Origin of the sequence: Bacillus sp. USDA818B3_A, assembly GCF_009928415.1 — a bacterium.
In the GTDB taxonomy this organism is placed as follows: domain Bacteria; phylum Bacillota; class Bacilli; order Bacillales; family Cytobacillaceae; genus Neobacillus.
In genome coordinates, this window is record NZ_JAABNN010000001.1 from 351,352 (window position 1) to 367,062 (window position 15,711).

Here is a 15,711-nt window from a genome sequence, read left to right on the forward strand (position 1 = left end):
TCTTATTCTCCCAAAATTCTTTTCATCATCACATGTTGTTTACGAATTTGCTCAGATGCATAGCCGGTCACATCTTTGTTTGGACCTTCATACTCACTTACCATATAACCATCCCAGTTATGCTCCCTTAATGTAGTTATGATTTTTTCATAAGGAATCGTCATCTCTTGAAAATCATCTGACATTTTTACAAATTTAGCATGGCAGCAATAGACATAAGGTAACAATGGAATAATATCCTCTACTGGACTATGTTCTGATGGAGGCATAATAAAATCATCGGGACCCCATTCACTTGCAGGTAAGGCTTGAGTCTCAAATACACCGAAGTCGATGTTTAATCCAAAGTGCTTGGTCCCCATCTGTTCAATAAATTCGATATAATCGTCTACCATCTTGGATTTTAAGAGTGTTGGTGCATGGATCTCCGGGCACATGATTACGTTATATTTTTCTGCCAACGGGAGGGCCATTTTAATAAATTCCCGCCAGTTTTCAACAGGAGTAAGTTCATTATCAATTACCCCTAATTTAGTCCGAAGAACAGTAAATCCAAGTCTGTTAGCAAGCTTGAAGTCACGTTCCAACATCTCTAACGATTCTTCTGGTGTAAGATGTCTTCCCGCATACAAGCGTGAATCAACCCAATGACCGTATTCTGCCGGTACAATATTGTATTTTGCGATTAATCGGTCCCAATTTTCCAGCCATTCCGAGCTAGGATTTGGGTAGCCTTCAATATGTGAGTTGGCTAATATTTCTATCCCTCTTGCACCAATATCGTTCATTTCAGCAAGCATGTCTTCTAAGGTCATAGTTACACCATATTCACCTGCATAACTATAAAGAGAAACTCCTCGTTTTGGTTTCCTAATATTTGCTCCTTCTTTATTCATTCTAGGTTACTCTCCTTTTCAATATACTGTATCCATTTTCAAATTTACCAAGTTACCAAGTAAACACTTTCTTGAACTCTGGCCGAACCAGCATTTTTCTCGTATTCTCCAAATTATCAAGCAACACTGTTACCGCTTACAATTTAACTATAAAGTTTATTTCTACTAAATACCTTTACTTATTTATCTTAATAGATATAGATTTTATTTCATTTTGCAGCTTTATATAAAGATATATGGATAAGATTAAAAATTATAGTGAATTTTTTAACCTTACTAGAATATTTTATTTAAAGGTTTACCTTCTTCCATATCATAATCTGTAAATGGCAAGGTGTTATTTGCTTTTTCCAAATCAAGAACTATTCTTAAAAGAGTCTCTGCTTCTTCAATACTATTTTTCACAATATTTCGTTCTGGAATTTTCGTATAATCTAGTAGAAAATCTCGAAAAATTCGAACTGGTTTTGGAGCATTATGAAAGATTTTCCCTAAAGTTCTAGCAAAGCCTACCACATGATTGGTATATTTAACACGCTGATTATCATACTTACCTAGTCCAGTCTGAAGTGCCGTAGCATCAGATAAATCAACACCTTGTAAATACTTCCCTAGAAAATATCCATCTTCCAATGCCATTCCTGCCCCGTATGCAGCATAGGGAGAAGTCGGATGTGCAGCATCCCCGAGGATTGTTACTCTGCCTTTTGACCAAGCATTTAATGGTTCCCTATACTTTATCAGCCAGCGGAATAGGTTTTGAGAGTTCGTTGCTTTAAGAATTTCAGGCACAGGTTCAACAAAGTTTTTCAAACGATTACGAATATAACTTAATGGATCACTTGGCTCTGGCTGATTTTCCCCACAAGGTTCAACAAACCACCATTCAAAACAATTTTTCCCCTTAAAACTAAGCGGTGCATAGCCAAATTGGTAGAGGTCACTATGATTTAGGACAATTTCATTCCTGTTTGGTCCCTCTACTTCAGACCATCCCAGCCAAACAGCTATACCTAAGTGCTGTAGTTCTGATTTGCCCCAAAGCTGTTGGCGTACGAGAGAATTCACACCGTCAGCTCCAATAAGTAAATCTGCTGTGTAAGACTTTCCACCTTCGAAAAGTAAGTTTACTCCATCAGGTCCCTCTTCGTAGGAACTAAAATCATAGTCATTTACAATCATTTCGTCTGGTATTTTATTGAGGAGTCGTTCATAAAGTTCGGAACGCATCAAGCCTGCCATCCAGCCTGATACATTGGCTTTATTTAATAGGCTCGAATCAAACTGCTGCAGAACCCTTTGATGTCCGTCAAAACGTCTAAATCTTTGAATGGCTGTTGTTGCCATGTCATCGGTCTTAATACCATAACTACGCAAGATATTGATACCAATTGCGTTCAGAATAATGGCTCCGCCAAGTGCCTTTGTTTGCTTATGTCTTTCAAATATTTTCACGTCAAAACCTGCTTGATGAAGGGCAATCCCAGCAGATAAACCTCCAGGACCTGCGCCTATAATGGCAACCCGTTTTCCTTTATTTAGCTCTTTCGATTTTTTTTCAAATATTAGATTATCCATTTCCCCCAAACCCTCCTAATAAAAGACCACATTTTATGAAGGACATATTTCTCTTAACCACCCCGCATAGTATCCTTCATCCATCCTATGAAGAACATATTCCTCTTACCAACTCTGCATAATGTCCTTCATCCACCTTATGAAGGACATACTCCTCTTCCCAACCCTGCCTAATGTCCTTCATTTCACCAATGATAAATAGATTAATAAAGTCTTACATCATGCTGTATCTTAAAGAGCGTTCAGTATATTCCGTTCCATTTGTAAATGGCGGCCTATTTGTTCTTCCGCATCGTTTAAGTAAAAACAATGTCCTTCATATTCCGTCATGATGACCCCTTTGAATCCAGAATCTACAATCAATTTTAGTAACGCCTCATACGGGATAGTCGTTTCTACACAATCTTCCCCAATATGATAGAATTTTCCGTGAAAGTATAAGCTATATGGTAACAGCGTTTTAAAGCCCTCTAGGTCTGCTGCCGATGCAAAACTTAAATAACCAAATAATTCGCTAATGGCAAGTCTTTCTGCTTCAGTTCCACCCATTTCCTGTACTTTTTCCCACATGCTTTCATCTGTATAACCCTTATGGCGATTTTCCACAATAAAATCTAAGAGCTCTTTACTTGCTCCTAATCCAATGTACCTCTCAATTACTAAAGGATTTGGCCTTACAATATAGCATCCAAAATCAGGTACAAATCCAACATAGGAGGATCCTGATTCTTTAATCTGTGTTAAAAACGCTTGAATATCAGGATCACTCGGACGTGATGGGGCATGTACCTCAAATGCAATTTTCACATTATAAAATTCAGCAAATCGTGCCACATCCTTTACCAAATGAGAAGGAATACCAAATCCGCGGATATACTTACACCCTAATTTATTAGCAGTCATAAGATCAAAAATAACTTCTGAAATAATTTCTTGATCGCTCATATCATGATCAGAAAATTTACCAATGTCCACATAACCGCCATAACTAAATGGCTCCACATTATACTTTTTACATAATGAAAGCAAATGTTTAATTTCTTCATCAGATGGAATGGGGTAATGATTAAACATTTGCGATCCTACAATTTCAAATTTTTTAATCCCTTGTCTATTTAACTCTTTAAACATATCTTCAAAATGATAGTTATTGTCCGTACACCATTTTTCCGTGAATCCATATAGAGATACACCGAAGTCTATATTCTTAATCATTAGATCTGGACCTCCTCTTTATTTGAGATCAAAGTCATCTTTTTCCAGGAGGAACTGTCGATAGTTCCATAAATTCTAGGAGCGAACTTCATATATGGAGATCGGAAATGTAACGTCAACTCGATCTCATGCTCTCCTTCTGGTAATCCATTATTATAGATTTCAAGATTTGCGGTCTGTTTAATTCCCCAAAATTCTGCGTAAAGATCTTTTAACTGATTAATAGAAAACTTTTTCCCATTAATAAAGAATAAATATAATTGTTCTGGGAGGATTTCTCCGTCCACCTTTACTTCGATTTTCTCAATGCAGGAAACATGTAAACCACGATAATAATTTAAATTAATCCCTAAATTGAACCCTACTGGAACACCATTTAGATAAATATTGTGAAAACTTTTTTCACAAAGGACTTTGTCATTAAATGCAAGTTTTATGAATACTGTTGGCATAAAATTTATACCTCCTCTTTTAAGTTCAATTAATGATTATAGAAAGCACTCGTGAATCTAAATTGCCTGTAACACGAGTGCTTATATGTTTTTATTTACTTTCCACCAATCGTGAGGATTCACCGGAATTGTTAAATTCGATTACTTTCCCTGTTTCTGCTGATTTATAAATGGCTTCTAGTATTTGCGTAACCACAATCGCTTCTTCTGGTTTTACAAGTGGTTCTCTATCATTTAGAATGGCATCAATCCATTGAATGGCTTCCGCATCATGCATGGCAATATTTGCTCCACTAAAGCCGTAAACCCCACCTGCACCAGAAGGCTTTGTCTCTACCAATTGATTATGTGCTACCTGATTATAGACAACATAGCCCTCATCCTTCCAAGTCTCACCAAACATTTCAGCACCTGCTTCAGTACCACATAACGTTACTTGGGCGTCTTTACCATTTAGAATATTCAATGCCCATGAGGCTTCAAGATAGATGGTTGCCCCGTTTTCCATTTTGATTAATCCGAAAGCAGAATCTTCGGTTTCAAATGTTTCTGGATCCCATGGTCCAAACATATTTCCTTCTGGCTTGTCCTTCAGTTTTTGGTAGGTTGAACCTAATACACTTATAGGTTGATAATTGTTTAAATACCATAAGGTAAGGTCAAGAGCATGTGTCCCAATATCAATTAGCGGACCCCCGCCTTGCTTTTCCTTATCTTGAAATACACCCCAGGTTGGTACTCCACGGCGCCTAACTGCATGAGCTTTTGCAAAATAGACTTCACCTAGTTCATTGTTCTGGACTGCGTTATATAATTCTTGGGAATCTGCACGAAATCTATTTTGGTACCCGATTGTCAGTTTCTTGCCGCTTCGTTTTGCAGCATCAATCATCAATTGAGCTTCTTCAGTATTAATAGCCATTGGTTTTTCACACATAACATGTTTCCCTGAATCAAGAGCTGCCACTGTAATTTCTGAATGGGAAACATTTGGAGTTAATACATGAATCACATCAATCGACTTATCTTCAAGAACTTCTCTATAATCTTCTGTTACCAATACCCCTGGTGCTCCATATTTTGCTGCAGCTTCTTCCGCTCTTTCTGGGATAATGTCACAGAAGGCTGCCAGTTCCACCTTATTGTTCAGTTTTGATAGTGCTGGAAGATGCTTTGCATGGGCAATTCCACCACAGCCAATAATACCGATCTTTAATTTGCTCATTTTTTGTCCTCCTATTATCGCTACTCAATTTTGTATATTGTTTTCGCTTACATTTATATTTTATTTGATTAAACTCTGGATTCCCTTTAATTAGTTATCCTTAAAGACCTAATTTCCGCTCTACTTTTTCGATGATTTTGTTTCACTTTTTTATAAAAGGTTAATAATTTATCACAAGATTTTATCCTATTTGTATTAGGTAATGAAAAAATGTCTTTTCCTACAGCATGATTTTTCGAATAAAAAATAAAGCTAATAAACAAGTTATGCCAAAAATCTTGTATATTAAGCCTTATTTTTAATACTCATATACCTTACTTTTATAACAGCTGGCAAACCACTCCATCACTTTTTCACTTTTATTTTGTCGGGTATAGTCGTCCAGTACTTTGGATCTTCTAAGCCGAGCCGCCATATTCCGATTCCCCGTAAGTCATATTTTTCTACAAGCTTTAGCTTATACTTCAGACTATAGCTATTCTCAAACCAAACCTGGTGGCTATGATGGTTTGTATCTACGTAACTGAAATGAGGTGTTTGCGAATGGGAGTCCCATTTAACTTTAGCTTTATATTTTGTTTTCTTACTCATTAATTGTGCATAGGAGCTATACAAGGCTTTGTTTACTGTTGTATCCCAGTCCCATCCGTAACCAGCAATACCGAGTAAAATTTTTGATGCTGGTACTCCATGTTTCAAAGCATATTGAATTGTTGCTTCTGTCCAATCGACTGATGCTGATGCACCTGGTTTTGTTCTTGGGTTATGCTCATCATATGTCATTATCACTAACCCATCCGAATATAAACCAAGCTTTTCGTAATCAAACCACGGTGACCAGGGATTAGCACGGGAATCACCTGTGTTTGCCGGTACTGAAACTGTAACCACTTTTCCATCACGATGCAGTACATCAGACAATATTTTTATCAGCTGACTAAAGGAATCCCTGTCCGTCAAATATAAATTTTCCATGTCAATATTAATACCATCATATTTAAACTGATTCATTTCATTGCGTAAGTTCTGAATGAAAACATTTCGGTTTTTATTGTTATCTAGTACACTACTGGCAACTTTTTTACCCTTCTCCACGTTTTCATATAAAAGATTGTGTACAACCATATATACCTTCAGCTGTTTCTCATGGGCACTCTGAATAACCCTTTTTTTATGATCTGCTGTAACGGTATCTATAAGACTGCCTGGACGTTTATCATCAAGCTTGTACCAAAAAGGTGCAATGATGCTTAAATTCGTGACTTGTGAGTTAACTGTAGGTTGAGAACCTGGATACGTTCCTTCCTGTTCTGTGTAGAAACCTAAAACTTCTCGAGGGGTTTTATTCTTATCTTGTTCCCCTTTTTTTGAGGACTGACTACATGATGATAGCAGTAATAATACCATGCTTAAAAAAATGATTGTGAATGACCAAGAACTATTTTTTGCCATAAGAACACCTTTTTCTAATTGTTTATTTCTTAAGTTGATAAGAAAAGTTGTAACTTATTCACAAAAAAAGGTTAAAAATCAATTAGATTTTTAACCTTCAATAATTATATATCACGTAGTAATAAATTTATTTCAAACAATTTTACCTCATGCGGATTCAGCATTCCTTTTAATATGATAGAATTATTCTCTATTATTTTATTTTCAACTTTCATATAAGGAATACAAATATGCCTTAAATATTCAACTTCATCGGCTTTCAGGTCATGAACCGCACCAAATTTCATCCATTCATCAAGAATACTTCCATGATCTCTGTTTAGTTTATGTTCCTTAAGACGATACTCCCCATTAGCAATTCCTTGTAATTCAAGTGAAAGGTTTAAAGGCTCATTATTTTCAAATATATCATATTGTCCGCTAATCCCATTACTTCCTTCAGTTTGTAAATAGTAGGAATAGTTAAAATGCTTATAGTTAAAAAATAACACTTGATATCGATCTCCAGTTTTTTTCGTAACAATATAATTTTCACCTTTCGCTACTAAAATTTCACCCAACTGGTTTAAAAGGGCAAAAGCGTGGTAGCTTGGTTTTTTTATGCCACTTTTCGTCAACAAACCGGCACCGCCATGTAAAAGATTCTTAGAATCCCTGAAATCACTAAAAATATCAGAACCCAACCAGTATCCGAGCATGTTAACTGGATGTTGATGTAAATTCTCAATGATATTCTTTACAATATAAGAAGCTTTAAAAGAAGTGTCATGAAGATAATCTCGGTTTACTGGCGTTACATTCCATTCAGTAACGTTCAATTCAAGTTCCTCGTATCCTATTGTTTCCAAAGACTTTCTGATTTCATGTAACTTTTGTTTAATATAACTAGGATTAGTTGATTGCTGATTTTTTATTGGTATGGCATTTTTCTGTTTATCAATTTCAATAGGGTAAAGATACACTGAAAGGAAATCTGGCTGGACTTCTTCTAATTTCCACTGTTTAAGTAAGGAATTCAGTTTACTGCCTGCTAATTCCATACTTAACCCGCAGCCGCCAACCTTTGCCAAAGGAACAATATCTTTTATAACTGTCTTAAATTCTTTAAATATTTTAAAATATTCCTCAAATTGGCTGGGTTCCTCATATATAATATCGGTTAAAAAGACAGTATGATCTTGTTTCTTATCTGTAAACGGATCGATATGTTTACTCCATATTTCGAAATACCATGTTTCAACCTCATCAATTCCATAACGTTCCATACAATGTAAAAAAAAAGTTTTTAATAAGTTTTTCCATTCTTCCAATGACCTTTCACTGATGGTCTCGATAATAAAAATTTCATCGAGAGTTTTCGAAATAATCTTAGGTTTGGGACCAAGTTCGATAAAGGGTTTTAAATTATTTTTTATTAAGAAATCTAATAATTTATTTGTATTAGAAAAATTATAAAATATGGTATTGCTTGTACGATCTTCAACATGCATATCGTCACCAAAAAGACCCCAAACACGAGCATAGGTAAAGCCTATTTCTTGTTGAAGAAGGCTGATTTGCTCCTGCAAATCAGAGTTTAAAATATCCTTTGCATATCCAATATTGATGAGCTTGCTCCAATACTTTGTGATCGCCTGAACGTCCTTTATTTCTATCACTTGAGATTCCAACATGTCCGGAGATTCAAGCATAGTTATGTTTCGGTCAGTTGCCTTACTACTAAGATATTTGTCCAATTCAATAAATGCTTCATTCTTTTCTTGGGAACTGGATTCTTTCGTTTCTTCTTCCTTAGCCAACACCATTTTTGTTAACTTTTTCCTATATTCAACAGGTTTTAAATGATAATACTCATAGAAGACCCTGTTAAATGCTGCTAAGTAAGGAAATCCATTATCTAATGCAACCCTAGTAATAGGCTTATTCGAGTTTTCTAATTCATTTACTGCAAAGAAGAGACGAATTTCATTTAAGTATTGTGAGACCGTTTTTCCTGTTTGTTTTTTAAAGATTTTAGACAAATAGGGAACAGAAATAAAATGTAATCTTGCCACTTCCTCTAATGTCAGGTGCTCGTGATAATTGCTGTGAATATACTCAATAATCTCAGTTAATCTTTCATTTTGGCTTGTGACAGAAGGATTACCTATTTCTATTTCTTTCTTTTTCAAATAATATAATTTTAGAATAGAAATGAATTTAAGTGCTTTTTCTAAATACTCAACATACACATCATTGTTTTGTTTTATATAAATGGTTAATATTTCTTCTATAACATTTCTTAATTCATGATCAGATTGAGAAGAATGACCAATTGAATCGCAAGTAAAAAATAGATCCTTTTGACCTAGCAATGAACTTAGTTCAGAATAATTCAAATGGACAATAACAAATAAATTATCCTTTTCAGATTGTAAAGAATGAAGTTCATTCGAATTCACCAATAAAAAATCAGAGCTATTCATCGGCAGGATTTCATTATTTACCTTTACCTGCAAATTACCCTTTATCACATAAATGAATTCAATATCACGATGCGCATGATCCAAGTTACTCTTATAATTCATAATAGAAATAGTGACTAACTTTGAACTTATTGAAGACTGAAGATCAAAAGTACTAACCAATTCCAACCCTCCATTCAAACACAACCTATAGCGCGTTCCCTTTATAATAACAGTTTGTTAGTTACATAGTCTATTGATGTCGAAAGTGAAAAATTATTATTGTTCTCTTATTACATAGCTTTAATGTAGTTCTCGGAATTTCGCTGGCGTCATCCCTTCTTTTTTCTTAAATACCATCCCAAAATAACTAACATCTTCATATCCGCACAATCTACTAATATTCTTGATTTTCTCGTTCCTCTCTTTAATGAGTAAGGTTTTCGCATTGGCTAGTCGAACATCTGTAATATAGTCAAAAATAGAAAATCCGTTTAACTTTTTAAATAACTGGCAAAGGTACTCTTTTGACAATTGAACCTTTTCTGCTAAATCAGATAACACAATGGGCTCGTTATAATGTTGGTTTATATAATCCATTACAAAATGTACTTTATTATTCTGATTTTGAATAATCCTCTCATTTGGAAGCGTGGTTGATTTTGGGAACTCCAGTAAGATATCATAAAGCACTCTTGAAAAATCATACATTTCCATTCGGCTATCACGAGTATAAATGAAAAATAATTCTTCCATATATTTCTCTACTTTTTCAAGATCGTTTAGTTTATAAATACCCGATTGCTCAATCCCGATGTTTTCCAAAAAATCTCTTGTCCCATAACCTGTAAAACACATGAAATGAACAATCCATTCTTTGCTCACTCCATAATATTTATGACCAACATTTGGGAAGAATAACATCCCGCTCCCTTCCTCTACCACATACTGTTTATTATCTATTTCTAGCACTCCGCTTCCCTTGACAGCTTGAATCCACTGAAAAAATGGCATACCTGAGGGTCTATTTATGTATTCCTGCCTATGATTTAAACCTAAAGAATATAAAACAAAAGGTAGTTTTAAGTTTTGTTCAGTATATTTTGTAAAAAAAACCTTTTTCATAATTCAGAAAGCTCCATTCAATTCTTAATATATTCATATCAACTATAATATTTTAAGATTTTATCTACTCATAATATTTATTAAAATATTAATATAATCTTATTATGAAAGGAAGATTTTATCATGTCAATATTGCCTCATATTAAAAAGTACAATGATATTCCAACATTATTCGTTCATGACGAACCCTTTATTGCCTTAGCGGGAGAAATCCATAATTCCAGTGCCTCGAACCTGGAGTATATGGAAAAACAGGTTTGGCCTAATTTAAAAACATTAAATATGAATTCTGTAATTGTTCCTGTTTACTGGGAATTAATTGAGCCCGAAGAGAATCAATTTGACTTTACCATCGTTGAAGGATTGATCAACCAGGCGCGTGATAATAACATGCATCTTATTTTCCTTTGGTTTGGCTTATGGAAAAATGCAGAATCATTCTATGTGCCCCACTGGATGAAAAAAGATTCTAGAACTTATTTCCGGGCTTGTAAACCAACTGGTGAAGCAATAAATACCATTTCACCTTTATGTGAAGCAGCAATAGAAAAAGATGCTAATGCATTTTATCACTTAATGAAATTTATTAAATCTATTGATTCAGAAGAAAATACGGTTATTGTTATGCAGGTTGAAAATGAAATCGGACTTTTAGGCACGGATCGTGATTATTCTATTACAGCAAATGAAGCTTTTTCTCGAGAAATTCCACAATCCATTGCTGAAGAATTCCAAGTTTCTGGAACATGGGCAGAAGCATTTGGCTATGATGCTAGCGAATACTTTATGGCTTACTATTTTTCATCAGCAGTAGAACGAATTACAAACACAGGTCAACAGGAATATCCTCTTCCTTGCTATGCCAATGCATGGTTAGAACAATTCCCATGGCGTGCAGGAACCTATCCAAGCGGCGGTCCTGTCATGAAGATGCATAAAATGTGGAATTTAATGGCTCCATCACTATTTTGTCTGGCGCCTGATATTTATGTTCCATATGTACCTGATGTACTGGATGAATATAGTCAGGATGGCAATCCATTATTCATTCCAGAGGTTCGTAAAGATGCTGTCTCAGCTACCTATGCCCTATATGCTGTTGGCGGTTGTAACGCTATTTGTTATGCACCATTTGGCATTGAAGAGCTTTTGATGGATCCGGAAGCTATTGAAAAACCACCACTGGAAATAATGATGGCATTAAATATTGACCCCACAGCATTTGAAATTGAAGGCAGTGCAGCGTATTTAGCACAGAGTTATTCTATTATAGAGAATATTAAACCGCTTTATTTTAAATATAGAGGAACCAGTCATTTACAAAGTTTCGTAAAGAGAAATGAACATGACTTTGGTAAACTGCTGCATTTTGACAATTATGATATTCTTGTATCTTATTCTCCTAAAGCACCTTATAAGCCAACTTCAGGAGGTATGATTTTTGAGCTTTCGGAAAATGAGTTCATCGTTATTGGAATAATGATGAAGGTTCAATTCTTTTCAAAACCAGAAAAAAATACACATGTGGAATTGTTACGATTCGAAGAAGGCGAATTTGTGAATGGAGAATGGAAGGCAGGACGGGTTTTAAACGGTGATGAAAAAATGATGGTCCAATTAAAAGACATGCCTTCAGCTTATAGAATTCAAGTATATGAATATTGATATTTAATATAAAAGCCAATACATACTAGAGATAATCACTTGTATGTATTGGCTTTATTTTTAATTAAATTATTTCACTAACGATGCTGCCCCAATTACCCCAGCATCATTCCCTAACTGAGCAAGCTTTAGTTTCGTACTAGTTTTAACTGTCGGGAAAGCAAACTTTTGGAAATATTCTTCTACCCCATTTAAAAGCATGTCACCTGCAGCAGACACTCCTCCGCCAATAACAATTGTTTCAGGGTTTAAGATATTTCCAATATTGCCGCAAGCTAGTCCCAAATAATAATAAAACTTATCAACAACGATTAAAGCCAATTGATCGCCTTTTTTAGCCTGATCAAAAATAGTCTTTGCCGTCACTTCTTGTCCATCATCAATTAACCACTTTAATTCAGATTCCCCAGCATATCTTTCTGAAAAATCTCTGGCTAATCGAACAACACCTGTTGCACTAGCAACTGTTTCCAAACAGCCTTGATTTCCGCAAGTACACTGATATCCATCTGGTTCTACGATGATATGGCCAATTTCTCCACCTGCACCAACCTTACCGTGAATAAGATTGCCTTCTGCGATAATACCGCCTCCTACACCTGTTCCAAGTGTAACAAAGACCACATCAGCACCATCTTCACCGGCACCCTTCCAGCGCTCACCTAATGCTGCCACATTGGCATCATTATCAATACAAAAAGAAATGCCAGTTCCTTCTTCAATCTGTTGTTTTACTTGCTGCAAAGTACTCCAGTTCAAATTAAAGGCTCCAATGACTGTCCCTTGTTCACGATCAACTGTCCCTGGAGAACCCATTCCGATTCCTAAAATATCATCCGCTGAAAGCCCATACAAATCAAGACGATGTTTAATCGATTCAATAATGTTTGGAACGATATTCTTTCCTTCATTTTGGATATCTGTTTCAATACTCCACTTTTGTTGAATCTCGCCTTCTTCAGTCAAGATCGCAAATTTTACAGTTGTTCCGCCTAAATCAATACCAATTAGTTTTTTCATCTTTTCCCCGCCTTATAAAATAATACAGGTGAAATACCCACCTGTATTATTATAATCTATTTATTTAATATTTTCCGCTCCATTTGTAAATGACGTTTGGTCATTTCTACGGCTCTTCCAGATATGTGATCTTCATATTCTGATACAATATAACCATCAAAATCAGAGTTTTGAATAATCGGCAAGATCTTATCATATGGAATGCTTGCTTCATCCAAATTCTCATCAATATAATGGAATTTACCATGGAAGTGAATAGTATGTTTCATAGTTTGTTTTAACCCTTCATAATCCGGTTCATTGTAGAAGGTTACAAACCCATACATGCCTTGGAAGGCACCCATGACAGCACCATTTGCGCCACTCTCAAGCAGTCGTTGCCTCGCTTCCATCATCGGTACACCGTCATAGCGTAATTGAGCTGCCATTTCTAATAATTCTAATGGTGCTCCATTCGCTAAGGCTTCATCCCAATGCGGTTTATTTGGTTTAGTCGCAAAAGTACCAAAATCAGTGACAAATCCAAGATATTGAGATCCTGTTTTTTCAATTACCTCGGTGAATTTCTGGATATTTGGTGATGTTGGCGTTTCAGGATTATGGATTTCAATTCCAACCTTGATACCATAAGCCTCTGCATATGGCGCTAATTTGGCAAAAACTGACGGTCCAATAAGATATTGAGCACGCATGATTTTACAACCCAATTTATTCGCTGTTTTCAAATCAATAATAGATGACTGAAGCAGTTCTTCTTCTGTTAAATCACGATCAGATCTTAACCCACGGTCTGCATTAGCTCCGTAAGAAACAAATTCGATCCCATAGTGATTCGTCATGCTCTTAAATTCATTTAAAACTTTGTCATTTACATATGGGTATGATGGCAGCATTTGCGTACCTACCAACTCAAATCCTTCCGCACCAAATTCAGCTGCGGTACGAATACAATCCTCTAAGGTAAATATGCCTTTCACATATTCATCAGTAAAGCTATAAAGAGACACACCTAATTTAATATTACTCACTTGTTGTTACCTCCTTTCTGCTAATCTCTCACCTGTAATGTTTTGCTTCCGCAAGAATCTAATACCGCGTATTCACGTTCGGTCTTTCTTCCAGGAACGGCCATATATGGAATACGTAACATCATTTTCACATCAACATGATGTTCGCCTTCTGTTAAACCTCCAGGAGCAAATACATAGATCGTAGCTGGATCTATCAAATTCCAAAACTCTGAAATAAGACTTGGCAGCTGTCTTAAGGTAAACTCTTTCTCATTAAGTCCAAAGGTGATATCATCAGAATTCACTTCATTTCCATCAACGGTAACCACAAATTCTTCAATACAGGATAAGTAATGTCCGCGATAGTTACTTAAGCGAATTTGGAATTCATACCCCAACTTTTCCCCATTCACATAGGTATTTTTTAAACTTTCATCGCAAACAACATCGACGAAAGGTAATTTCATACTAAATGCCACTTAGGTCCACCTCCTATTTGCTTGCCACTGTTTCCTGTTCAAAAACAACTTCTTTTCCAGTTTCGGCAGAACGATAGACAGCATCTAAAATTTTTGTTACAACAAATGCCTGTTCTGGTTTTACTAATGGTTCTTTATCATATTTAACCGCTTCTAACCATTGTTTTGCTTCAAGCACTTCTGGTTTATTGGAACCACCTTCAAAGAATGCAATCGCTCCACCTGCAGAGTTTTTCTCTTCTGTTAACATACCATTGCGTGCAGAGTTATAAATTAACTCATTGTTGCGGAAGCTCATACCGGAATTGATTTGTGCTCCTGCCTTTGTTCCACATAGAGTTGTAGCCGCTTCTCTTGATTCTAGTACATTAAGTGCCCAAGAAGATTCAAGGAAAACCGTTGCTCCATTTTCCATCTTAATGTAACCAAATGCTGAATCTTCCACTTCAAATGTTTCTGGATCCCAAGGGCCAAACATATTTCCTTCAACTGCTTCTGGCAGATTACCTAATTTATTGAAAACAGAACCTGTTACTGAAACTGGTTTGTAATTATCCATCATCCATAAAGTGATATCAAGTGCATGTGTACCGATATCGATTAACGGACCGCCACCTTGTTGTGATTTATCAGGAAATACTCCCCATGTTGGAACTGCGCGGCGGCGAAGTGCATGTGCTTTTGCAAAATAAACATCTCCAAGCTCGTCTTTTTCACAAGCTTTATAAAGAGATTGAACCTCTGGACGGAAGCGGTTTTGATATCCAATTGTGAATTTCTTGCCGGATTTTTTCCAAGCATCCATCATTTTTTGAGCCGCTTCTGTATTGTGTGCCATTGGCTTTTCACACATAACATGCTTGCCTGCTTCAAATGCAGCAACTGTAATTGGGCTATGGCTAACGTTAGGAGTTAGTACATGCACAAGATCAATGGATTCATCTTTTAATAGTTCTTTATAATCAACATAAATTTTTGCATCTTCAGTTCCATATTCTTTAGCGGCTTTTTCAGCACGGTCAATTTGAATATCACAGAATGCAACCATTTCAGCAATCTCTTTAAATTGTGCTAATGCTGGAAAATGCTTTTGATTTGCAATACCACCGCAGCCAATAATACCAATCTTTAATTTACCCATAATTTTCAT

General features: G+C 35.7%; 13 protein-coding genes. 1 reads left to right on the forward strand and 12 read right to left on the reverse strand.

Annotation, left to right across the window (positions count from 1 at the left end; translation table 11 throughout):
* Positions 1–2 precede the first annotated feature (2 nt).
* The 8 genes from GXK58_RS01690 to GXK58_RS01725 form a co-directional block, all read right to left on the reverse strand.
* The gene (locus GXK58_RS01690) at positions 3–896 is read right to left on the reverse strand and encodes a sugar phosphate isomerase/epimerase family protein (protein WP_160719255.1); all 894 of its coding nucleotides are present in this window, start codon (positions 894–896) and stop codon (positions 3–5) included.
* Positions 897–1,172: 276 nt separating this feature from the next.
* Positions 1,173–2,474 carry an FAD-dependent oxidoreductase gene (locus tag GXK58_RS01695; protein WP_160719257.1) on the reverse strand — a complete coding sequence of 434 codons (1,302 nt, stop codon included), beginning with the start codon at positions 2,472–2,474 and terminating at the stop codon, positions 1,173–1,175.
* A gap of 231 nt (positions 2,475–2,705) precedes the next feature.
* Positions 2,706–3,689 carry a sugar phosphate isomerase/epimerase family protein gene (locus GXK58_RS01700; RefSeq protein ID WP_160719259.1) on the reverse strand — a complete coding sequence of 328 codons (984 nt, stop codon included), beginning with the start codon at positions 3,687–3,689 and terminating at the stop codon, positions 2,706–2,708.
* Positions 3,689–4,141, reverse strand: coding sequence for a C-glycoside deglycosidase beta subunit domain-containing protein (locus GXK58_RS01705; protein ID WP_160719261.1), 453 nt, complete (start codon positions 4,139–4,141; stop codon positions 3,689–3,691). The genes GXK58_RS01700 and GXK58_RS01705 overlap by 1 nt, the downstream gene beginning before the upstream one ends.
* A gap of 91 nt (positions 4,142–4,232) precedes the next feature.
* Positions 4,233–5,366: a Gfo/Idh/MocA family protein gene (locus tag GXK58_RS01710; RefSeq protein ID WP_160719262.1), complete on the reverse strand. Its 1,134-nt coding sequence runs from the start codon at positions 5,364–5,366 to the stop codon at positions 4,233–4,235.
* A gap of 345 nt (positions 5,367–5,711) precedes the next feature.
* The gene (locus GXK58_RS01715) at positions 5,712–6,818 is read right to left on the reverse strand and encodes a glycosyl hydrolase family 18 protein (protein WP_160719263.1); all 1,107 of its coding nucleotides are present in this window, start codon (positions 6,816–6,818) and stop codon (positions 5,712–5,714) included.
* 104 nt (positions 6,819–6,922) lie between these two features.
* Positions 6,923–9,385 carry a GH39 family glycosyl hydrolase gene (locus GXK58_RS01720; protein WP_237389547.1) on the reverse strand — a complete coding sequence of 821 codons (2,463 nt, stop codon included), beginning with the start codon at positions 9,383–9,385 and terminating at the stop codon, positions 6,923–6,925.
* 180 nt (positions 9,386–9,565) lie between these two features.
* Entirely contained in the window at positions 9,566–10,387 is an 822-nt protein-coding gene (locus GXK58_RS01725; RefSeq protein ID WP_160719266.1) for an AraC family transcriptional regulator, read from the reverse strand.
* 123 nt (positions 10,388–10,510) lie between these two features.
* On the opposite strand from GXK58_RS01725, the gene GXK58_RS01730 reads away from it, so the two are divergent.
* Positions 10,511–12,052: a DUF5597 domain-containing protein gene (locus tag GXK58_RS01730; RefSeq protein ID WP_160719268.1), complete on the forward strand. Its 1,542-nt coding sequence runs from the start codon at positions 10,511–10,513 to the stop codon at positions 12,050–12,052.
* A 69-nt stretch (positions 12,053–12,121) separates the two neighbouring features.
* On the opposite strand, the gene GXK58_RS01735 is transcribed toward GXK58_RS01730, so the two are convergent.
* The 4 genes from GXK58_RS01735 to GXK58_RS01750 are packed head-to-tail and all read right to left on the reverse strand — an operon-like array spanning position 12,122 to position 15,702.
* Positions 12,122–13,072: an ROK family glucokinase gene (locus tag GXK58_RS01735; RefSeq protein WP_160719272.1), complete on the reverse strand. Its 951-nt coding sequence runs from the start codon at positions 13,070–13,072 to the stop codon at positions 12,122–12,124.
* Between the two features lie 56 nt (positions 13,073–13,128).
* A complete protein-coding gene (locus GXK58_RS01740; RefSeq protein ID WP_160719273.1) occupies positions 13,129–14,100 on the reverse strand; it encodes a sugar phosphate isomerase/epimerase family protein in 972 nt (323 codons plus the stop codon).
* Between the two features lie 20 nt (positions 14,101–14,120).
* Positions 14,121–14,561: a C-glycoside deglycosidase beta subunit domain-containing protein gene (locus tag GXK58_RS01745; RefSeq protein WP_160719275.1), complete on the reverse strand. Its 441-nt coding sequence runs from the start codon at positions 14,559–14,561 to the stop codon at positions 14,121–14,123.
* 13 nt (positions 14,562–14,574) lie between these two features.
* A complete protein-coding gene (locus GXK58_RS01750; RefSeq protein WP_160719276.1) occupies positions 14,575–15,702 on the reverse strand; it encodes a Gfo/Idh/MocA family protein in 1,128 nt (375 codons plus the stop codon).
* Positions 15,703–15,711: the final 9 nt, after the last annotated feature.